This window comes from Streptomyces daghestanicus (assembly GCF_020521275.1).
GTDB classification, from domain to species: Bacteria; Actinomycetota; Actinomycetes; order Streptomycetales; family Streptomycetaceae; genus Streptomyces; species Streptomyces griseoviridis.
The window spans coordinates 1272680-1293920 of the sequence record NZ_BNDX01000016.1 but is presented as its reverse complement, the minus strand read 5'-3'; the positions used below and the strand labels follow the sequence as shown (position 1 = coordinate 1293920).

The following is a 21241-nucleotide window of genomic DNA, read 5'->3' as shown; positions in this document are numbered from 1 at the left end:
GTGATCCGTTACGACGCCCTGGACGCCCTTCCCGTACGCGCCGCCCTGCCCGGGCTGAACGACGCCCTGGCGGGGCACGGCACCGCCGTGCTGGTCGCCCCGCCCGGCACCGGCAAGACGACGCTGGTGCCGCTGGTGCTGGCCGGTCTGGTGGGCGACGGCGTCCCCGCGCGGCGCGTGGTGGTGGCCGAGCCCCGGCGGATCGCGGCCCGCGCGGCGGCCCGGCGGATGGCCTGGCTCCTGGGAGAGAAGCCCGGCGGGAGCGTCGGGTTCACCGTGCGCGGGGAGCGCCTGGTGGGGCGGCACACGCGCGTGGAGGTCGTCACGACCGGGGTGCTGCTCCAGCGGCTCCAGCGCGACCAGGAGCTGAGCGGCGTGGACGTCGTGATCCTCGACGAGTGCCATGAGCGGCATCTGGACGCCGACACGGCGGCGGCGTTCCTCTGGGACGTGCGCCAGGCGCTCCGTCCGGAACTGCGCCTGGTGGCCGCGTCGGCGACGACCGACGCGGCGGGCTGGGCGGCGCTGCTGGGCGGTGCCCCGGTGGTCGAGGCGGCGGGTGTCGCGTATCCGGTGGAGACGGTGTGGGCGCCGCCGGCGGTGCCGGTGCGGCCGCCGCACGGGATGCGGGTCGACCCGGCGCTGCTCGCGCACGCGGCGTCGGTGGTGCGGCGGGCGCTGGCCGAGCGGGACGGGGACGTGCTGTGCTTCCTGCCCGGCGTCGGGGAGATCACGCGGGTCGCGGGGCTGCTGGGCGGCCTGGACGGGGTGGACGTGCTCCAGGTGCACGGGCGGGCGCCGGCCGCCGTGCAGGACGCGGTGCTGGCCCCCGGGGAGCGGCGCCGGGTGGTGCTGGCGACGTCGGTCGCGGAGTCGTCGCTGACGGTTCCGGGGGTGCGGGTGGTGGTCGACTCGGGGCTGGCGCGGGAGCCGCGCGTCGACCACGCGCGCGGGCTGAGCGCGCTGGCGACGGTACGGGCCTCCCGGGCGGCGGCCCGGCAGCGGGCGGGGCGGGCCGGGCGCGAGGCGCCGGGCGTGGTGTACCGGTGCTGGACGGAGGCGGAGCACGGGCGGCTGCCGGCCTTCCCGGCGCCGGAGATCAAGGTGGCCGACCTGACGGCGTTCGCCCTCCAGGCGGCCTGCTGGGGCGATCCGGACGCGTCCGGGCTGGCGCTGCTCGATCCGCCGCCGGGCGGGGCGATGGCGGCGGCCCGGTCGGTGCTGGCGGCGGTGGGCGCGGTCGACGCCGCCGGACGGGCCACCGCGCGGGGTGAGCGGCTGGCGCGGCTCGGGGTGCATCCCCGGCTGGGCCGGGCGCTGCTGGACGCGGGGGCGTCCGGGGCGGGCGCGGAGGTCGTCGCCCTGCTGAGCGAGGAGGCGCCACGGGAGTACGGGGACGACCTGGCGTCCGCCGTACGGGCCGCCCGGCGCGGGGACGACGCCTACGCCGCGCGCTGGCGGCGGGAGGTGCGACGGCTGCGGCAGGTCTCCGAGGAGGCCACGGGGAGCGCCGCCGGGGCCGCCGACGCGCGGGCCGCGGGGCTGGTCGCCGCGCTGGCGTTCCCCGAGCGGGTCGCCAGGGCGGACGGCGGGTCGTACCTCATGGCCTCCGGGACCCGGGCCGAGCTGTCCGAGGGGTCGCTGCTGCGCGGGTCGGACTGGATCGCGGTCGCCGTGGCCGACCGGCCCGTGGGACGGCGCCACGCGCGCGTGCAGCTCGGCGCGGCCGTCGACGAGGACACCGCCCGGCGCGCGGCCGGCGCGCTGCTGGCCGAGGAGGACGAGGTCCGCTGGGCGGACGGGGACGTGGTGGCCCGCCGGGTCGAGCGGCTCGGCGCCATCGAGCTGGCGGCGCGTCCGCTGCGCGACCCCGACCCCCGTCTCGTCCGGGAGGCCCTGCTGCACGGGCTGCGGCAGGAGGGGCTCGGGCTGCTGCGCCGGTCGGCGGAGGCCGACCTGCTGCGGCAGCGGCTGGCCTTTCTCCACCGGCACCGGGGCGCCCCGTGGCCGGACGTCTCCGACGAGGCGCTGCTCGCGCGCGTGGCGGAGTGGCTGGAGCCGGAGCTGAGCCGCGCACGCCGGCGCGCGGACCTGGCGCGCGTGGACGCCGGTCAGGCGCTGGCGCGGCTGCTGCCCTGGGCCACCGGGGAGGCGGCCCGGCTCGACGACCTGGCGCCGGAGCGGATCACCGTCCCCAGCGGTTCCCGGGTCCGGGTCGACTACGGCGATCCCGAGCGGCCGGTGCTGGCGGTGAAGCTCCAGGAGATGTTCGGGCTCCAGCGCACGCCGGAGGTGGCCGGGGTGCCGCTCCTCGTCCACCTGCTCTCCCCCGCGGGCCGCCCGGCGGCGGTCACCGCCGACCTCGCCTCCTTCTGGCGGGACGGTTACAAGGGCGTACGGGCGGAGCTGCGCGGCCGGTACCCGAAGCACCCGTGGCCCGAGGACCCGGCGGGCGCGGAGCCGACGCGGTACACCAACGCCCGCCTCGCACGCGGGAACTGAGGGTCGTACGACGGCGGCGCCGCTCCCGGGGGGAGGGCGCCGCCGCGGCCGGTGCTCGGGGGGTCAGGCGGCGGGGTCGGCGGAGGCGCTCCCGGACGGGGTGGGCGAGGCGGTCTCCGGGGCCGTGACCTTCAGCTCGACGTCGAGGACCGCGCCGCCCGCCGTGGTGATCCGGAGGAGGTAGGTGCCGGCGGTGTCGTCCGCGTACAGCGCCGGCAGCTTCAGCAGCCCCTTGGCGTCGGTCTTCAGCCCGGTCAGGGTGCGGACCGCCCGGCCGTCGGCGTCCTTGAAGTAGGGGCCCTTGTCGTTCTCGGTGGCGTCGGTGGCCGAGGTGACGAGGGTGGCGGTGGCCGCGACGCCGTCCGCCACGGCGTCCTTGTAGGTGGCCTTCACCTCGACCTGGTCGGCGAACGCGCCACCCGCGACGCAGGTGAACTCGGTGGTGGCGTCGGTGCGGACGACGGTGTCGGCGACGCGTTCGGTGACGGTGGCCTGGTAGTCGAGGACGGGAGTCGCGCGGCCGACGACGGAGACGCGGACGGTGAACGGCCCGGTCTCCTCACCGGCGCGCAGCGCGGGCGCGGTGGCCACGCCGGAGCTGTCGGTGACGACCGTGGCGACGCGTTCGCCGGTGCTGAACTCGGTGTCGTTCGTGCCGACGACGGTGAAGCGGACGCGTACCTTCCCGACGGCCTTGCCGGTCTTGGTCTCCGCGCGGGCGCTGATCCGCTCGGTGAACGTGTCGCCCGCCATGGCGCTGAGCGTGCCGGTGCCGGCGTTCTCCAGACGGGCCACGGTGTCGGTGGGCGTCCGGGGGGGCTGGGGCGGCGTCTCGGATGCGGGCGGCTGGGTCGTGGGCGGCGGTGTGGGGGTCGACGTGCCCGGCGTGGACGGGGGCTTGGTGCCCGGCGCCGCGGGCTTCCCCGTGCCGGGATCCCGCGGGGTGGCGGAGGCGCCGCCGGTGGACGGGGTGCGGGGCGTGGTGGTCGCGGGGGTGGTGCCGCCGCTGCGGTTCACGGGCAGCGTGCCGGTGCCGTCCGGGACCTCGTAGGTGCCCTTGCGGTAGTACTCCAGCCAGGAGAGGACGGTGTCCAGGTAGTCGCGGGAGTTGTTGTAGCTGAGGATGGCCGCGTCGAGATCGCCCTGGTCGGACAGGTCCCAGCCGAAGCGGCACAGGTAGTGGCCGGCGGCGAGGGCGGCGTCGTACACGTTGTTGGGGTCCGCGGTGCCGTCGCCGTTGCCGTCGCGGCCGGCCCAGGCCCAGGTGGACGGGATGAACTGCATCGGGCCGATGGCCTGGTCGTACCGGCTGTTGCCGTCGTACGCGCCGTCGTCGGTGTCCTCGATGAGCGCGAAGCCGTTGCCGTCCAGTTCGGGCCCGAGGATACGGCTGGTGGTGGTGCCGTCGGCGGTCACGGCGCCGCCGCGGGCCTGTCCCGACTCCACCTTGCCGATGGCGGCGAGGAGTTGCCAGGGCAGGTTGCAGCCCGGCTTCGACGCGCGCAGCGACGCCTCGGCCTTCTTGTAGGCGTCGAGGACGGTGGCGGGGATGCCGGACTCGGCCGACCCCTGGACGACGGGGGTGCCCGCCGTCGACGAGGGCGAGGGGACGGGGCTGTCGAGCGGCGGAAGGTCCGTGAAGTACTGGGAGTTGCCGGTGGCGGTGTCGTCGGCACCGGACGACGCGGAGTCGGCGGTGGTCGGTCTGCCGTCACCGGCGTCACCGCCGGCGATGACGCCGGGGGCCTGGGACGCGGACAGGGCCGCGACCGCGACCGCCGCGACGGTGGTGGTCATCGCGCTCTTGCGCAACCGACTGCCGAAATGCGCCGCCATAGAGTGAACCCCTCCCAGTGGACGCCCGGGGCGTCCCTTTCCGTCGCGTGCTCGCCCTGTCGTGCTCGCCCCGTGGTGCTCGCCGTGTGCTCGCCTTGTGGTGACGAACGGACGGCGCCGCGGGTTGCATCCGGATCGCTCCACATCGTTCCAGATCATCCCGGAGAACCGCGTGCGCCCGTTCGACCGTTATGGTGCGCAGGCGACCCTACGACAACTTCCTTTGCTCGTGCATTCGTTCGCGCCCGATTCTGCCCGGTTGGCCGTGTCGTGTCGCCTGTCGGGCACCTCCTGGTCGTCAGGGGTGCGGTGGCCGTTCATCCCGTCCGGGGCCCGCGTCGGTGCCGGACCGGGCCGGCGGGCCGGGCGCCGACCGGATCGGCGGTGGCGATGAACGGGGTCGTCGTGCGGTCGGGGCGGGGGCGCGGCAGGAGTGTGAGGGCCGGGGCGAGCCAGCCGCGGGCCGGGTCGGCCCAGAGCCGCCAGGCGGGGGTCTTCCCGGGAGCGCCGCCCGGCGCGGCGGGTTTCCGGTGGGCGCTTCCGCGCCCGAGGCCGTGACGGACCCGGCACACGGCCGGGGCGAGGGTCGCGGGGGCACGGGCCGTACTGGCGCCCAGGGCCAGGGCCGGGACCTGCGGAAGCCACCCGCGGACCGGCCCGCCGACACCGGGCCGCGCCGGTACCGGGCGGTGGTGGAGCATGCGTATACCCATGCCCGCATCCTCCACGGGAGCCGGGGGCGTTCTCTCGGGGCCAGCTGAGTGACGGGTGCCCCGGGCCGGGGCAGGGCCGGGCTGCAGGGCGGGGTGACCGGCACCGGCCGCATCGGCTCGGGGCCGCGGCGGCGGGGTGCCGCCGCGGATGCGGGGGAGCGGCCCTTTCCGAGGGGGTGGCCGGAGCATGGCGCGGAGGCGGCGGAGCGGCCCTTTCCGGACGGGGGGCCGGAGCATGGCGCGGAGGCGGTGGAACGGCCCTTTCCGACGGGGGGCCGGAGCATGGCGCGGAGGCGGCTGTCGGTGGCGTTTGCCGAGCTGCGGGGGCGGCCGGTCCGGGGCCGGGGGGCCGGCGGCCCGGACGGTCCCGCAACTCGCCCCCGACCCGGCCCCCGCCGGGGGGCTAGTGCGCTGCCGACTCCCAGTCCGGGCCCACGCCCACCGAGACGCCCAGCGGCACCCGGAGGGTCACCGCGGCGGCCATCTCGCGGCGGACCAGTTCCTCGGCCGCCGCCCGCTCGCCGGGGGCGATCTCCAGCACGACCTCGTCGTGGACCTGGAGCAGCATCCGGGAGCGCAGGCCCGCCTCGGTCAGTGCCTTGTCCACGTTGAGCATGGCGATCTTGACGATGTCCGCCGCCGTGCCCTGGATCGGGGCGTTGAGGGCCATCCGCTCGGCGGCCTCCCGGCGCTGCCGGTTGTCGCTGTTGAGGTCGGGGAGGTAGCGGCGGCGGCCGAAGAGCGTCGCCGTGTAACCGGTCGCCCTCGCCTCGTCGACGACCCGGCGCAGATAGTCCCGTACACCGCCGAAGCGGTCGAAGTAGGCGTCCATCAGCATGCGGGCCTCGCCCGCGTCGATGTTCAGCTGCTGGGACAGGCCGAACGCCGACAGACCGTACGCCAGCCCGTACGACATCGCCTTGATCTTGCGGCGCATCTCCGCGTCCACCGCGGACTGCTCCACGGAGAAGACCTGCGCGGCGGCGGTGGTGTGCAGGTCCTCGCCGGAGGTGAACGCCTCGATCAGGCTGGCGTCCTCGGAGAGGTGGGCCATGACGCGCAGCTCGATCTGGCTGTAGTCCGCCGTCATCAGCGACTCGAAGCCCTCGCCGACCACGAAGCCGCGGCGGATCGCCCGGCCCTCGTCGGTGCGGACCGGGATGTTCTGCAGGTTCGGGTCGGTGGAGGAGAGGCGGCCGGTGGCGGCGACCGTCTGGTTGAACGTGGTGTGGATGCGGCCGTCGCCGGCGATCGTCTTGATCAGGCCCTCGACGGTGACACGCAGCTTGGCCTGCTCGCGGTGGCGGAGCATGATCACCGGCAGTTCGCTGTCGGTCTGGGTGGCGAGCCAGGCCAGGGCGTCGGCGTCCGTGGTGTAGCCGGTCTTGGTCTTCTTCGTCTTCGGCAGGTTCAGCTCGCCGAAGAGGACCTCCTGGAGCTGCTTGGGCGAGCCCAGGTTGAACTCGCGGCCGGCCGCCGCGTGGGCTTCCTTGACCGCCTGCTGCACCGCGCCGGCGAACATCTGCTCCATCGCCTGGAGGTGCTCGCGGTCGGCGGCGATGCCGTGCCGCTCCATCCGGGCCAGCAGCGCGGAGGTGGGCAGCTCCATGTCGCGCAGCAGGTCCGCCGCGCCGACCTCCTGGAGCCGCCCCTCGAACGCCTCGCCCAGGTCGAGGACGGCCCGGGCCTGGACCATCAGGGCCTCGGCCTCGGCCTCGTCGTCCGCGCCGAACGCGAGCTGGCCGTCGGCCGCCGCGGCGGGGGCCAGCTCCCGGTGCAGGTACTCCAGGGAGAGCGCGTCCAGGTCGAAGGAGCGGCGGCCCGGCTTGACCAGATAGGCGGCGAGCGCGGTGTCCATGCCGACGCCGGCGATGCTCCAGCCGTGCTCGGCGAAGACCCGCATCGCCCCCTTGGCGTTGTGGAAGACCTTGGGGCGGTCGGCGGCGGCCAGCCATGCCGTCCACGCCCGCTCGTCGGCCTCGTCCAGCTGGGACGGGTCGAACCAGGCGGCCTTGCCGTCCGCCGCGGCGAGGGCGACCTCGGCGACCGAGCCGGCGCCCAGCGCCCAGGTGTCGACGGTGGCCACGCCGAGAGCCCCCGTGCCGTGCTCGGCGAGCCAGCCGGCCAGCTCGCCCGTGCCGAGCACCGCGCCGTCCAGCTCCACGCCGTCCGCGACGACGGGGGCGGCCTCGGCCTCCTCGGCTCCCGGGTCGACGGCGTAGAGCCGCTCGCGCAGGGAGGGGTTACGGATCTCCAGGGTGTCCAGGATCATCGCGACGCCCTTGCGGTCGTACGCGGCGCGCTCCAGGTCGGTGACCGTCTTCGGCAGCTCGACCTGCCGCTCCAGCTCGGTGAGGCGGCGGTTGAGCTTGACCGACTCCAGGTGGTCGCGGAGGTTCTGCCCGGCCTTGCCCTTGACCTCGTCGACGCGCTCGACCAGCTCCGCGAAGGAACCGAACTGGTTGATCCACTTCGCGGCCGTCTTCTCGCCGACGCCCGGGATGCCGGGGAGGTTGTCCGACGGGTCGCCGCGCAGGGCGGCGAAGTCCGGGTACTGGGCGGGGGTCAGGCCGTACTTCTCGAAGACCTTCTCCGGGGTGAACCGGGTCAGCTCCGAGACGCCCTTGGTCGGGTACAGGACCGTGGTGTGGTCGCTGACCAGCTGGAAGGAGTCGCGGTCGCCGGTGACGATCAGCACGTCGAAGCCCTCGGCCTCGGCCTGCGTGGCGAGGGTGGCGATGATGTCGTCGGCCTCGAAGCCCTCGACGGCGAAGCGCTCCACGCGCATGGCGTCGAGCAGCTCGCCGATCAGCTCGACCTGGCCCTTGAACTCGTCCGGGGTCTTGGAGCGGTTCGCCTTGTACTCGGTGAACTCCTGCGACCGCCAGGTCTTGCGGGAGACGTCGAACGCCACCGCGAAGTGGGTGGGGGCTTCGTCACGCAGGGTGTTGGCCAGCATCGAGGCGAAGCCGTAGATCGCGTTGGTCGGCTGGCCCGTCGCGGTGGTGAAATTCTCCGCGGGCAGCGCGAAGAACGCGCGGTACGCCAGCGAATGCCCGTCCATGAGCATCAGGCGCGGGCGGCTGCCGCCGGTGGGGGTCTCGGTCTTCTTCGCTGCTTTCTCTGCCACGGGTCCGATCCTGCCATGGCCCACTGACAGTGCGGTCCGCTGGCGCGGTGCCGGGGGGGGCGCCGCCCTGACACAGGACGGGACCGGCCACGTGCGCGGTTCCTCGCGCCCCTCCGGGGGCGGTGCGACCGGCGACACCGAGGGAAGCAGACCCGGCCCACCGAAGCGGCAGAGACGCCACCCCGGCACAGGACAGGACCGGCCACGCGCGCCGTTCCTCGCCCTCCCCCGCCGGCAGCGCCACCGGCGACACCGAGGGAAGCAGACCCGGCCCACCGAAGCGGCAGAGACGCCACCCCGGCACAGGACAGGACCGGCCACGCGCGCCGTTCCTCGCCCTCCCCCGCCGGCAGCGCCACCGGCGACACCGAAGGAAGCAGACCCGGCCCACCGAAGCGGCAGAGACGCCGCCCTGGCACGGGACGGGACCGGCCACGCGCGCCGTTCCTCGCGCCCCCCGGGGGCGTTTGTGCCGTCGTCTCCGGTAGGGGTGTCGGTGGGGCGTGGGAGGATCGGAGACGTATCTCACCCGTGCAGGCGAAGGAGCGTGCGATGGTCGGCAAGGCGCCCAAGGGCGACCCCGTTCAGGACGCGCCGCGGGTCACCGGGCCCCGGCACGCGGCGGCCGGGGTCCCGGCCATCGGGCACACCCTGCGCATGGCCCAGCGGCAGATGGGCGTCAGACGGACCGCGCTGACACTGCTGAACGTGAACCAGAAGGACGGCTTCGACTGCCCGGGCTGCGCCTGGCCGGAGCCGGACCACCGGCACGCCGCCGAGTTCTGCGAGAACGGCGCGAAGGCGGTGGCCGAGGAGGCCACCCTGCGCCGGGTCACCCCCGAGTTCTTCGCGGCGCACCCCGTCGCCGACCTCGCCACCCGCAGCGGCTACTGGCTGGGCCAGCAGGGCCGGCTCACCCACCCCATGTACCTGCCCGAGGGCGGCACGCACTACGAACCGGTCACCTGGGAGCGCGCCTTCGACATCGTCGCGGAGGAGATCGGCGCCCTCGCCTCCCCCGACGAGGCCGTCTTCTACACCTCGGGACGCACCAGCAACGAGGCCGCGTTCCTCTACCAGCTCTTCGCCCGCGAGCTGGGCACCAACAACCTCCCCGACTGCTCCAACATGTGCCACGAGTCCTCCGGCTCGGCGCTCAGCGAGACCATCGGCATCGGCAAGGGCAGCGTCCTGCTGGAGGACCTCTACAAGGCCGACCTCATCGTCGTCGCCGGGCAGAACCCCGGCACCAACCACCCGCGCATGCTCTCCGCCCTGGAGAAGGCCAAGGCGAACGGCGCGCGGATCATCAGCGTCAACCCGCTGCCCGAGGCCGGCCTGGAGCGCTTCAAGAACCCGCAGACCCCCAAGGGCCTCACCTCGGGCGCCGCGCTCACCGACCTGTTCCTCCAGATCCGCATCGGCGGCGACCAGGCCCTCTTCCGGCTTCTGAACAAGCTGATCGTCGAGACCGAGGGCGCCGTCGACGAGGAGTTCGTCCGCGAGCACACCCACGGCTACGAGGAGTTCGCGCGGGCCGCCCGCGCCGCCGACTGGGACGAGACGCTGACCGCCACCGGCCTCACCCGCGCGGAGATCGAGCAGGCCCTGGCCATGGTCCTCGCCTCCCGGCGGACCATCGTGTGCTGGGCGATGGGCCTCACCCAGCACAAGCATTCCGTGCCCACCATCCGTGAAGTCGTCAACTTCCTCCTGCTGCGCGGCGACATCGGCCGCGAGGGCGCCGGCGTCTGCCCGGTGCGCGGCCACTCCAACGTGCAGGGCGACCGCACCATGGGCATCTTCGAGCGCCCCGCGCCCGCCTTCCTCGACGCCCTGGAGAGGGAGTTCGGCTTCGCCCCGCCGCGCGCGCACGGCTATGACGTCGTGCGCGCCATCCGCGCCCTGCGCGACGGCGAGGCCAAGGTCTTCTTCGCCATGGGCGGCAACTTCGTCTCCGCCTCCCCCGACACGGAGGTCACCGAGGCGGCCATGCGCCGCGCCCGGCTCACCGTGCACGTGTCGACGAAGCTCAACCGCAGCCACGCGGTCACCGGCGCGCGGGCCCTGATCCTGCCGACCCTGGGCCGCACCGAGCGCGATGTCCAGGGCGGCGGCGAGCAGTTCGTCACCGTGGAGGACTCCATGGGCATGGTGCACGCCTCCCGCGGACGCCTGGAGCCCGCGAGCCGGCACCTGCTGTCGGAACCGGCCATCGTGTGCCGGCTGGCCCGCCGCGTGCTGGGCGGGCGCAGCAGCACGCCCTGGGAGGAGTTCGAGAAGGACTACGCCGCGATCCGCGACCGCATCGCCCGCGTGATTCCCGGCTTCGAGGACTTCAACGCACGCGTGGCGCTGCCCGGCGGCTTCGCCCTGCCGCACGCCCCGCGCGACGAGCGGCGCTTCCCCACCGCCACCGGCAAGGCCAACTTCACCGCCGCCCCCGTGGAGTACCCGAGGCTGCCCGAGGGCCGCCTGCTGCTCCAGACGCTGCGCTCGCACGACCAGTACAACACCACGGTGTACGGCCTCGACGACCGCTACCGGGGGATCAGGAACGGCCGCCGGGTCGTCCTGGTCAACCCCGAGGACGCCCGTGAGCTGGGCGTCCGGGACGGCTCCTATGTGGATCTCGTCGGCGAGTGGAAGGACGGCGTGGAGCGGCGGGCGCCCGGTTTCCGCGTCGTGCACTACCCGACCGCGCGGGGCTGCGCGGCGGCGTACTACCCGGAGACCAACGTGCTGGTGCCGCTGGACGCCACCGCGGACACCAGCAACACCCCGGCCAGCAAGTCCGTCATCGTCCGTCTGGAACAATCGGCCACCGACTGAGCGTTTGCTCAGCCCGACGCCGGTGTCACGATGCCGGTGCCGCCGAGCGCCTCGGACCAGGACGTACGAGAACGGAGCACAACGCATGGGCGAGCAGCAGCACGTGAGGTTCCCGCAGGAGGTCGTCGACGAGTACGCCGCGCTCGGTGTCGACCTGCCCGCCCTGTTCTCCGCCGGGCACCTCGGCGACCGGATGGGCGTCCAGATCCTGGAGGCGTCGGCGGAGAAGGTCGTCGGCACCATGCCGGTGGAGGGCAACACCCAGCCGTACGGGCTGCTGCACGGCGGCGCCTCCGCCGTGCTGGCCGAGACGCTCGGCTCGGTCGGCGCGATGCTGCACGGCGGCAGCTCCAAGATGGCCGTCGGCGTCGACCTGAACTGCACCCACCACCGCGGGGCCCGCTCCGGCCTGGTCACCGGCGTGGCCACGCCCCTGCACCGGGGCCGTTCCACGGCGACGTACGAGATCGTGATCAGCGACGAGGAGGGGCGGCGGGTGTGCAGCGCCCGGCTGACCTGCATGCTGCGGGACGTGAGCCCCGGGGACGGCGCCGCGGCCTGACGCCGCCGCCGTTGCCGCCGGCGCTCCGGCGCCCTAGCGTCGGGGCATGGGACGGGCTGGGGCCCCCTGGCCGGGGGCGGCGAAGGGCGGCTCCGTGCGGGCGGCGCTGCTGGCGGGCGTACTGGCGGCAGGCTGCGGGCCCACCGGCCCGCCACCGGCCCCCGCCTCCCCCTCCGCCCCCAGCCCCTCCGCCTCCCTCTCCCCCGGGGACCTGTGCACGCGGGTCGTCGCCCCCTGGGTGCGCGAGCTGCTGGCGGGCGGGGACACCTACGGCGACTACCAGTCGATGGGGCTGTCCAACCGGCAGTACGACGTCCTGCGCGAGGTGGTGGACGCCGCCCGGGCCGTCCGCGACGAACGGGGCGACGACGCCGCCGTACGGTCGGCGGACCGGCTGGCCCGCGAGCGGTGCGCCGCGCGGTACCGCGACGGCGGCCCGAGCGAAGGCCCGTGGCAGCGGTGACCGGCATCGGCCCGGTCGAGCCCGGCGAGGACACCCGGGCCCATGACGCCGGGCGCCCCGGCCGCCACACCCCTCGGCTCCGCGCCGGCAGCCGCGCCCGCCGTACCGCCACCGCCGCCACCGCCGCCCTCGCCGTCACGGCCGCCGGCGGCTACCTGTACGCGACCCGGCCGCAGCCCCGGCCCGCTCCCCCGCCGCCCTACCCCTCCCAGGTGGTCGACCTCGTCTACCTGACCCCGGTCGCCCCCGCGGGCACGGCCCCGGCCGGGGGGTTCCGCTTCACCGTGGCCCTCGTCGTCCGGTCCGGGCCGCCCGTCACGGTGACGCGGGTGAGCCAGCCCAACGCCGGTCTCTCCGTGACCTCGTCCCCCGCCGCCCCTTTCCGTACAAAACCGCATTCCACCCGCAAGATCACCGTCACGCTCCGGGCGACGGAATGCGGAAAAGCGCCGCGGAATGCCGGATTCCCTTTCCTGGATGTAACACTGCGTAATACACGCGCAATACAGACCCACAGTTTCATCCTGGGTCGGCGGTATGCACGCGACCTCTCCCGAGCCCTGCGGGACGCCTGCGGCCAAGGAAACCCGTAATCAGCAAAACACCTCAGACACCTGTCCGCACCCGGACGGTCCTGCTGGTTCTCAGCATGCGGACAGGGCGAATCGGCCAGAATTCCACCGTTCTTCCCAGCCAGTACCGCTCTGCATTACGCGGTGTCATAACAAGAGAGTCACAGCCTTTGCCAGACTCTCCTCCACGTTCCCCACACACGCCTAGAGTCACGGCCAGTCACCGCGCCCTCCGAAAGTGATTTCGGGCCCAGCGTTCGACTCGGCCGTCTCCACGGGGAAACGGCTGTGCCAGGGAAAGGACTGATCGTGCGCCAACGTTCGCTCATCGCCATCACCGCCGCTCTGGCGGCGGGAGCACTGACCCTCACCGCCTGCGGTTCGCGTGACGACGACGGCGGCTCGGACTCGGGGAACGGCGGTGGCACCACCGTCGTCATCGGCGTCGACGCCCCGATGACCGGCGACCTGTCCGCGCTGGGCCTCGGCATCAAGAACTCCGTGGACCTGGCCGTCAAGACGGCCAACAAGGAGAAGTACGTCGAGGGCGTCACCTTCGAGATCGAGGCACTCGACGACCAGGGGCAGCCCTCCGTCGGCCAGCAGAACGCCTCCAAGTTCGTCGCCGACAAGGACGTCCTCGGCGTCGTCGGCCCGCTGAACTCCTCCGTCGGCGAGTCGATGCAGAAGGTCTTCGACAGCGCCGGCCTCGTCGAGGTCTCCCCGGCCAACACCGGCCCCTCCCTCACCCAGGGCCCCGACTGGCGCACCAAGAAGGTCCGCCCGTACAAGTCGTACTTCCGCACCGCGACCACCGACGCCATCCAGGGCCCGTTCGCCGCGCAGTACGTCTACAACGACGCCAATAAGAAGAAGGTCTTCGTCATCGACGACAAGAAGACCTACGGCGCCGGCCTCGCCGCCACCTTCACCGAGGAGTTCAAGAAGCTCGGCGGCACCGTGGTCGGAACCGAGCACATCAACCCGGACACCAAGGACTTCTCCTCGGTCGCCACCAAGGTCAAGAACTCCGGCGCCGACGTCGTCTACTACGGCGGCGAGTACCCGCAGCCCGGCCCGCTGAGCAAGCAGATCAAGGAAGCCGGCGCCAAGATCCCGCTGGTCGGCGGCGACGGCATCAAGGACGACACCTTCATCAAGCTCGCCGGCACCGGCAGCGACGGCGACCTCGCCACCTCCGTGGGCGCCCCCGTCGAGGAACTCGACTCGGCGAAGAAGTTCGTCGCCGACTACAAGGCGGCCGGCTACAAGGAGGGCTACGCGGCCTACGGCGGCTACTCCTACGACTCCGGCTGGGCCATCATCGAGGCCGTCAAGAAGGTCGTCGAGGACAACGACGGGAAGCTCCCCGACGACGCCCGCGCCAAGGTCACCGCGGCCATGCAGAACGTCTCCTTCGACGGAGTGACCGGCAAGGTCTCCTTCGACGAGTTCGGTGACGCCACCAACAAGCAGCTCACCGTCTACGCCGTCGAGAACGGGGCCTTCACGGCCGTCAAGTCCGGCACCTACACCGGCTGACCCACCCGCACCGAGCCGCGCGGGGCGCTGTTCCACAAGCGCCCCGCGCGCTCACGCATCCGGACACCACCCGGCCCGTCCGGCCGGCCCCGGCCACCGTCCGGGCCCCATCCGTCGAACATCCGAACGTCTCGGAGGACATGCGGTGAACGAACTGCCGCAGCAGCTGGTCAACGGCCTGCTACTGGGATCCATGTACGGGCTGGTCGCCATCGGCTACACCATGGTCTACGGCATAGTCCAGCTCATCAACTTCGCCCACGGCGAGATCTTCATGACCGGCGCCTTCGGCGCGCTCACGGTCTACGTCTACATCCTGCCCGACGGCACCTCCATGTGGATCGCCCTGCCCCTGATGCTGATCGGCGCCATGATCGTCGCCGTCGGCGTCGCCGTGGGAGCGGAACGCTTCGCCTACCGGCCGCTGCGCGGCGCCCCCCGCCTCGCCCCCCTCATCACCGCCATCGGCCTCTCCCTCGCCCTCCAGCAGGCGGTCTGGGCCTGGTACCCCGACGCGAAATCCGCGCGCACCTTCCCCCAGATCGACGGCGGCCCCTTCCACATCGGCAGCGTCACCATCCAGACCGGCGACATCTTCCTCCTCGTCGCCGCCCCCGTCAGCATGGCCCTCCTCGCCTACTTCGTGATGCGCACCCGCACCGGACGCGGCATGCAGGCCACCGCCCAGGACCCGGACACCGCACGCCTGATGGGCGTCAACACCGACCGCATCATCGTCATCGCCTTCGCCCTCGGCGCCGTCTTCGCCGCCGTCGGAGCCGTCGCCAACGGCCTCAAGTACGGCCAGATCGACTTCAAGATGGGCTTCATCCTCGGCCTCAAGGCCTTCACCGCCGCCGTCCTCGGCGGCATCGGCAACATCTACGGCGCCATGATCGGCGGCGTCGTCCTCGGCGTCGCCGAAACCCTGGCCACCGCCTACATCGCCGACATCCCCGGCCTCGACAAGTTCGGCAGCCAGTCCTGGGCCGACGTCTGGGCCTTCATCCTCCTCATCCTCGTGCTGCTGCTCAGGCCACAGGGCCTGCTCGGCGAACGCGTTGCGGACAGGGCGTGACACCGATGACCACACAGACCACCACCCCGAAGACCCCGGACACCCCCGCCCCGGGCAGCCCCACCGGCCTCATCGGCATCCCCGCCCCCCTCGGACGCGCCCTCGCCACCGGCGGCGGAGCCCTCACCGTCCTCTCCACCTTCCTCGCCTGGACCTGGACCGACGCCTTCCCCGGCGACCTCACCGTCTACGGCTACCCGGGCGGCCTCCAGGTCCTCGTCCTCATCGCCGGCGCCCTCACCACCCTCCTCGGCCTCGCCTCCTACGGCGTCAAGGGCCTGCGCTGGCTCGTCCCCGCCGGCGCCGACGCGGCCCTCAAATTCGCCGCCCTCGGCGCCTTCGCCACCACCTGGTACACCGTCATCGCCATCAGCGCCCAGCTCGGCGGCGTCGTCAACCTCGAACCCGGCGGCTACCTCGCCGCCGCGGTCACCCTCATCGCCCTCCTCGGCGCCCTCGCCCTCCCCTTCGAACGACCCGAACCCGACCCCTTCGACCCCGACGACACCGGCTGGGACAAGGCACGCCACCGCGCCGCCCAGAACTGGGCAACCGTCAAGGCCGCCCTCGCCGGCACCACCCCCCGCCCCCGCAAACCCCTGCCCACCTGGGCCGAGATCCTCGTCATCGTCGCCGTCCTCGCCCTCGCCCTCACCGTCTTCACCTACGGCATCGGCACCGAGTACGACGAACTCTTCGTCGGCTTCCTCATCACCGCCGGCCTCGGCTTCACCGCCCTGCACCGCACCGGCCTCATCACCCACATCTCCGAACTCACCGCCCGGCACCAGAACACCACCGTCTTCGGCGCCTTCCTCGCCGCCGCCCTCTTCCCCTTCACCCAGACCGACGACCAGTACGCCACCATCGGCGTCTACATCCTCATCTTCGCCACCGTCGCCCTCGGCCTGAACATCGTCGTCGGCCTCGCCGGACTCCTCGACCTCGGCTACGTCGCCTTCCTCGGCGTCGGCGCCTACGCCGCCTCCCTCGTCTCCGGCTCCCCCTCCAGCCCCTTCGACGTCCACTTCCCCTTCTGGGCCGCCGTCCTCGTCGGCGCCGCCGCCAGCCTCGTCTTCGGCGTCCTCATCGGCGCCCCCACCCTCCGCCTGCGCGGCGACTACCTCGCCATCGTCACCCTCGGCTTCGGCGAGATCTTCCGCATCACCGCCAACAACCTCGACGGCACCTCAGGGCCCGACGTCACCAACGGCTCCAACGGCATCGCCGGCATCCCCGACCTCAAGATCCTCGGCTTCGACTTCGGCACCCCCCACGACATCGCCGGCTTCACCATCGGCCGCTTCGCCAACTACTTCTTCCTGATGCTGCTCATCACGGCCGTCGTCGTCCTCGTCTTCCGACGCAGCGGCGACTCCCGCATCGGCCGCGCCTGGGTCGCCATCCGCGAGGACGAGACCGCCGCCCTCGCCATGGGCATCAACGGCTTCCGCGTCAAACTCATCGCCTTCGCCGTCGGCGCCTCCCTCGCCGGCCTCGCCGGCACCGTCCAGGCCCACGTCACCTACACCGTCACCCCCGAGCAGTACCTCTTCGCCGGCACCACCCCGCCCAACTCCGCCTTCCTCCTCGCCGCCGTCGTCCTCGGCGGCATGGGCACCATCGGCGGACCTCTCCTCGGCGCCGCACTGCTCTTCCTCATCCCCAACAAACTCCAGTTCCTCGGCGACTACCAGCTCTTCGCCTTCGGCGTCGCACTCGTCCTCCTGATGCGCTTCCGCCCCGAAGGACTCATCCCCAACCGCCGCCGCCAACTCGAATTCCACGAAGAGGCCGACGCGCCCGCGGCCCTCGGCAAGACAGGGGCGTGACCACCATGACCACCACCGCCACCACCACCGGCCAGACCGTCCTCGACGCCCGCGGCGTCACCATGCGCTTCGGCGGCCTCACCGCCGTCCGCGGCGTCGACCTCACCGTCCGCAGCGGCGAGATCGTCGGACTCATCGGCCCCAACGGCGCCGGCAAGACCACCTTCTTCAACTGCCTCACCGGTCTCTACACCCCCACCGAGGGCGAGGTCCGCTACAAGGACACCGTCCTCCCCCCCACCTCCTACAAGGTCACCGCCGCCGGCATCGCCCGCACCTTCCAGAACATCCGCCTCTTCGCCAACATGACCGTCCTGGAGAACGTCCTCGTCGGCCGCCACACCCGCACCAAGGAAGGCTTCTGGTCCGCCGTCCTGCGCGGCCCCGGCTTCCACAAGGCCGAAGCCGCCTCCCGCGCCCGCGCCACCGAGCTCCTCGAGTTCGTCGGCCTCGCCGCCAAGGCCGACCACCTCGCCCGCAACCTCCCCTACGGCGAACAGCGCAAGCTCGAGATCGCCCGCGCCCTCGCCAGCGAACCCGGCCTGCTCCTCCTGGACGAACCCACCGCCGGCATGAACCCCCAGGAGACCCGCGCCACCGAGGAACTCGTCTTCGCCATCCGCGACCAGGGCATCGCCGTCCTCGTCATCGAGCACGACATGCGGTTCATCTTCAACCTCTGCGACCGCGTCGCCGTCCTCGTCCAGGGCGAGAAACTCATCGAGGGCGACAGCGCCACCGTCCAGGGCGACGAACGCGTCGTCGCCGCCTACCTCGGCGAACCCCTGGAGAACGACCCCGGCGCGGCCGAAGCGGCCGAGGTGGAGGCCGCCGAGGCCCACGCCGACACCCCGCACGACACCGCAGCCGGCAAGGAGAACGACCGATGACCGCACTCCTGGAGGTCGAGGACCTCCGCGTCGCCTACGGCAAGATCGAAGCCGTCAAGGGCATCTCCTTCACCGTCGACGCCGGCGAGGTCGTCACCCTCATCGGCACCAACGGCGCCGGCAAGACCACCACCCTGCGCACCCTCTCCGGCCTGCTCAAACCGGTCGGCGGCCAGATCCGCTTCAACGGCAGGTCCCTGAAGAAGGTCCCCGCCCACCAGATCGTCGCCCTCGGTCTCGCCCACTCCCCCGAAGGCCGGCACATCTTCCCCCGCATGACCATCGAGGACAACCTCCGCCTCGGCGCCTTCCTCCGCAGCGACCGGCCCGGCATCGAGAAGGACATCCAGCGCGCCTACGACCTCTTCCCCATCCTCGGCGAACGCAGGAAACAGGCCGCGGGCACCCTCTCCGGCGGCGAACAGCAGATGCTCGCCATGGGCCGCGCCCTCATGTCCCAGCCCAAACTGCTCATGCTCGACGAACCCTCCATGGGCCTCTCCCCGATCATGATGCAGAAGATCATGGCCACCATCGCCGAGCTGAAGGCCCAGGGCACCACCATTCTCCTCGTCGAGCAGAACGCCCAGGCCGCGCTCTCCCTCGCCGACCACGGCCACGTCATGGAAGTCGGCAGCATCAAGCTCTCCGGCACCGGACGCGACCTCCTGCACGACGAATCCGTCCGCAAGGCCTACCTCGGCGAGGACTGAAACCACCGCACGCGCGAGGCCCGTACCCCGGGCGGGGTACGGGCCTCGCGCGTGCTCGGGGCCACGCCTCAGTCCTTGTCCTTCGACGACTTCTTCTCCGCGGCGTCGTCGATGACCGCCTGAGCGACCTGCTGCATCGACATCCGCCGGTCCATCGACGTCTTCTGGATCCACCGGAACGCGGCCGGCTCGGTCAGCCCGTACTGGGTCTGCAGGACCGACTTCGCACGGTCCACCAGCTTCCGCGTCTCCAGCCGCTGCGAGAGGTCCGCGACCTCCTTCTCCAGCTCCTTCAGCTCCGTGAACCGCGAGACGGCCATCTCGATCGCCGGTACGACGTCACTCTTGGAGAACGGCTTCACCAGGTACGCCATCGCACCGGCGTCCCGCGCCCGCTCCACCAGGTCGCGCTGCGAGAACGCGGTCAGCATCAGCACCGGGGCGATGCTCTCGCCGGCGATCTTCTCCGCCGCGGAGATGCCGTCGAGCTTGGGCATCTTCACGTCCAGGATCACCAGGTCGGGGCGGTGCTCACGGGCCAGCTCGACGGCCTGCTCACCGTCACCGGCCTCGCCGACGACGGAGTACCCCTCCTCCTCCAGCATCTCTTTGAGATCCAGCCGGATGAGCGCCTCGTCCTCGGCGATGACGACGCGGGTCGTCAGCGGGGGCACGTGCGACTTGTCGTCATCGGTCACGTCGGCGGGCTGGGGCGACTCGGGGGCGGTCACGTGGGCGCTCCTTGTTCCGGGGCAGGTGATGCTGCTGCCCAGAGCCTACCTAGCTGCGGTAAGGTGGACGCGCTGAGGGTCAGGGGAAACCTTCGATCCTGCGAGCCCCGGTAGCCCAATTGGCAGCAGGCAATGGATTCAAAACCCATACAGTGTCGGTTCGAGTCCGACCCGGGGCACTTTTCCTTCAATTCGAAGGTCGCCCTCTAGAAGCGGATGTCCACGTTCTCGTGAACATCCGCTTTTTGGCGCGTGCCGGGATCACTCCGCCCGCGCAGATGGCCACAGGTAACAGCTCCGTCGCCCGCGGAGCCTCCGTCGCCCTCATGGGCGTCCACGCGGGGCCGCAGTACTGACCGGCAGGGTTCAGTCCTCGCCGATGTGGTGGACGCGGACCAGGTTGGTCGTGCCCGAGACTCCTGGCGGGGAGCCCGCCGTGATGATGACGACGTCACCCTTCGCGCAACGGCCGTGGCGGAGGAGGAGTTCGTCGACCTGGGCGACCATCGCGTCGGTGGAGTCGACATGGGGGCCGAGGAAGGTCTCCACGCCCCAGGTGAGGTTGAGCTGGGAGCGGGTGGCCGGTTCGGGGGTGAAGGCGAGGAGGGGGATGGGCGAGCGGTAGCGGGAGAGACGGCGGGCGGTGTCGCCGGACTGGGTGAAGGCGACCAGGTACTTCGCGCCGAGGAAGTCGCCGATCTCGGCTGCCGCGCGGGCGACGGCGCCGGCCTGGGTGCGGGGTTTGGTGCGGTCGGTGAGCGGGGGGAGTCCGGCGGCGAGGAGGTCCTCCTCGGCGGCCTGAACGATGCGGGACATCGTGCGGACGGTGTCGACGGGGTGTTTGCCGACGCTGGTCTCGCCGGAGAGCATCACGGCGTCGGTGCCGTCGAGGACGGCGTTGGCGACGTCGGAGGCCTCGGCGCGGGTGGGGCGGGAGTTGTCGATCATCGAGTCGAGCATCTGGGTGGCGACGATGACCGGTTTGGCGTTGCGCCTGGCGAGGGTGACGGCGCGTTTCTGGACGATGGGGACGAGTTCGAGGGGCATTTCGACGCCGAGGTCGCCGCGGGCGACCATGACGCCGTCGAAGGCGGCGACGATGTCGTCGAGGTGGTCGACGGCCTGGGGTTTCTCGATCTTGGCGATGACGGGGAGGCGGCGGCCCTCTTCGTCCATGACGCGGTGGACGTCGTGGATGTCGCGTCCGCTGCGGACGAAGGAGAGGGCGATGGCGTCGAAGCCGGTGCGCAGGGCCCAGCGGAGGTCGTCCTCGTCCTTCTTGGCGAGGGCGGGGACAGAGACGGCGACGCCGGGGAGGTTGAGGCCCTTGTGGTCGGAGACCATGCCGCCTTCGACGACGCGGGTGCGGACGCGGGGTCCGTCGACGGCGGTGACCTCGAGGCAGACCTTGCCGTCGTCGACGAGGACGCGTTCGCCGGGGGTGACGTCGGCGGCGAGGCCGGCGTAGGTGGTGCCGCAGCCGGTGCGGTCGCCCCGGGCGCCGTCCTCGACGGTGAGGGTGAAGGTGTCGTCGCGTTCGAGGAGGACGGGTCCTTCGGTGAAGGTGCCGAGGCGGATCTTGGGACCCTGGAGGTCGGCGAGGAGGCCGACGCTGCGGCCGGTCTCGTCGGATGCCTTGCGGACGCGCCGGTATCGCTCCTCGTGTTCGGCGTGGCCGCCGTGGCTGAGGTTGAAGCGGGCGATGTCCATTCCGGCTTCGACCAGTGTCTTGATCTGGTCGTAGGAGTCGGTGGCGGGTCCGAGGGTGCAGACGATTTTTGCTCGGCGCATGGTTCGAGCCTATGACTTACCGGCGGGTAGAGAATTGGCTGGGCGTGACTGCTC

At 72.4% G+C, this 21241-nt stretch carries 15 protein-coding genes and 1 tRNA gene; 11 read left to right on the top strand and 5 right to left on the bottom strand.

Going from position 1 to position 21241, the window contains the following annotated elements; genetic code table 11:
• Complete coding sequence (hrpB, locus tag Sdagh_RS32480; protein ID WP_190078246.1) at positions 1-2502, top strand: ATP-dependent helicase HrpB; 2502 nt, start codon at positions 1-3, stop codon at positions 2500-2502.
• Positions 2503-2565: 63 nt separating this feature from the next.
• Here hrpB and Sdagh_RS32475 read toward each other — a convergent pair whose 3' ends face one another.
• The 3 genes from Sdagh_RS32475 to polA all read right to left on the bottom strand — a co-directional run bounded on the left by Sdagh_RS32475 (position 2566) and on the right by polA (position 8181).
• A complete protein-coding gene (locus tag Sdagh_RS32475; protein WP_190012036.1) occupies positions 2566-4338 on the bottom strand; it encodes a lytic transglycosylase domain-containing protein in 1773 nt (590 codons plus the stop codon).
• Positions 4339-4655: 317 nt separating this feature from the next.
• The gene (locus tag Sdagh_RS32470; protein WP_190078245.1) at positions 4656-5051 is read right to left on the bottom strand and encodes a hypothetical protein; all 396 of its coding nucleotides are present in this window, start codon (positions 5049-5051) and stop codon (positions 4656-4658) included.
• 403 nt (positions 5052-5454) lie between these two features.
• Positions 5455-8181, bottom strand: a complete 2727-nt coding sequence (gene polA, locus Sdagh_RS32465) for a DNA polymerase I (protein WP_189423733.1) — start codon at positions 8179-8181, stop codon at positions 5455-5457.
• Positions 8182-8733: 552 nt separating this feature from the next.
• Here polA and Sdagh_RS32460 point away from each other — a divergent pair.
• The 9 genes from Sdagh_RS32460 (at position 8734) to Sdagh_RS32420 (ending at position 18665) form a co-directional block, all read left to right on the top strand.
• On the top strand, positions 8734-11013 hold the full coding sequence (locus tag Sdagh_RS32460; RefSeq protein ID WP_189425042.1) for an FdhF/YdeP family oxidoreductase: 2280 nt from the start codon (positions 8734-8736) through the stop codon (positions 11011-11013).
• Between the two features lie 85 nt (positions 11014-11098).
• Positions 11099-11575 (top strand): hotdog fold thioesterase, encoded by a 477-nt coding sequence (locus Sdagh_RS32455; RefSeq protein ID WP_189425044.1) that lies wholly within the window; start codon positions 11099-11101, stop codon positions 11573-11575.
• Positions 11576-11621: 46 nt separating this feature from the next.
• A complete protein-coding gene (locus tag Sdagh_RS32450; RefSeq protein WP_190078713.1) occupies positions 11622-12038 on the top strand; it encodes a hypothetical protein in 417 nt (138 codons plus the stop codon).
• Complete coding sequence (locus tag Sdagh_RS32445; protein WP_189425069.1) at positions 12035-12631, top strand: Tat pathway signal sequence domain protein; 597 nt, start codon at positions 12035-12037, stop codon at positions 12629-12631. Before Sdagh_RS32450 ends, Sdagh_RS32445 begins: the two co-directional genes overlap by 4 nt.
• 288 nt (positions 12632-12919) lie before the next feature.
• Positions 12920-14152: a branched-chain amino acid ABC transporter substrate-binding protein gene (locus Sdagh_RS32440; RefSeq protein ID WP_190078712.1), complete on the top strand. Its 1233-nt coding sequence runs from the start codon at positions 12920-12922 to the stop codon at positions 14150-14152.
• 145 nt (positions 14153-14297) lie between these two features.
• Positions 14298-15230 (top strand): branched-chain amino acid ABC transporter permease, encoded by a 933-nt coding sequence (locus Sdagh_RS32435; RefSeq protein ID WP_189425050.1) that lies wholly within the window; start codon positions 14298-14300, stop codon positions 15228-15230.
• Between the two features lie 5 nt (positions 15231-15235).
• Entirely contained in the window at positions 15236-17062 is a 1827-nt protein-coding gene (locus Sdagh_RS32430; RefSeq protein ID WP_189425051.1) for a branched-chain amino acid ABC transporter permease, read from the top strand.
• Positions 17059-17952, top strand: coding sequence for an ABC transporter ATP-binding protein (locus Sdagh_RS32425; RefSeq protein WP_370594881.1), 894 nt, complete (start codon positions 17059-17061; stop codon positions 17950-17952). Before Sdagh_RS32430 ends, Sdagh_RS32425 begins: the two co-directional genes overlap by 4 nt.
• Positions 17949-18665: an ABC transporter ATP-binding protein gene (locus Sdagh_RS32420; RefSeq protein ID WP_189425054.1), complete on the top strand. Its 717-nt coding sequence runs from the start codon at positions 17949-17951 to the stop codon at positions 18663-18665. The genes Sdagh_RS32425 and Sdagh_RS32420 overlap by 4 nt, the downstream gene beginning before the upstream one ends.
• Positions 18666-18733: 68 nt before the next feature.
• Here the strand turns inward: Sdagh_RS32420 and Sdagh_RS32415 are convergent, their stop codons facing one another.
• Entirely contained in the window at positions 18734-19396 is a 663-nt protein-coding gene (locus Sdagh_RS32415; protein WP_189425056.1) for an ANTAR domain-containing response regulator, read from the bottom strand.
• A gap of 104 nt (positions 19397-19500) precedes the next feature.
• Between Sdagh_RS32415 and Sdagh_RS32410 the strand changes: the two genes are divergently transcribed.
• A tRNA-Leu gene (locus Sdagh_RS32410) sits at positions 19501-19575 on the top strand.
• Positions 19576-19762: 187 nt separating this feature from the next.
• On the opposite strand, the gene pyk is transcribed toward Sdagh_RS32410, so the two are convergent.
• Complete coding sequence (pyk, locus tag Sdagh_RS32405; RefSeq protein WP_190008218.1) at positions 19763-21187, bottom strand: pyruvate kinase; 1425 nt, start codon at positions 21185-21187, stop codon at positions 19763-19765.
• Positions 21188-21241: the final 54 nt, after the last annotated feature.

Coding starts and splice junctions, on each gene's coding strand:
- Sdagh_RS32420 (WP_189425054.1), top strand. CDS start 17,949: ATGACCGCACTCCTGGAGGTCGAGGACCTCCGCGTCGCCTACGGCAAG.
- Sdagh_RS32430 (WP_189425051.1), top strand. CDS start 15,236: ATGACCACACAGACCACCACCCCGAAGACCCCGGACACCCCCGCCCCG.
- Sdagh_RS32455 (WP_189425044.1), top strand. CDS start 11,099: ATGGGCGAGCAGCAGCACGTGAGGTTCCCGCAGGAGGTCGTCGACGAG.
- Sdagh_RS32475 (WP_190012036.1), bottom strand. CDS start 4,338: ATGGCGGCGCATTTCGGCAGTCGGTTGCGCAAGAGCGCGATGACCACC.
- Sdagh_RS32450 (WP_190078713.1), top strand. CDS start 11,622: ATGGGACGGGCTGGGGCCCCCTGGCCGGGGGCGGCGAAGGGCGGCTCC.
- Sdagh_RS32470 (WP_190078245.1), bottom strand. CDS start 5,051: ATGGGTATACGCATGCTCCACCACCGCCCGGTACCGGCGCGGCCCGGT.
- pyk (WP_190008218.1), bottom strand. CDS start 21,187: ATGCGCCGAGCAAAAATCGTCTGCACCCTCGGACCCGCCACCGACTCC.
- Sdagh_RS32460 (WP_189425042.1), top strand. CDS start 8,734: ATGGTCGGCAAGGCGCCCAAGGGCGACCCCGTTCAGGACGCGCCGCGG.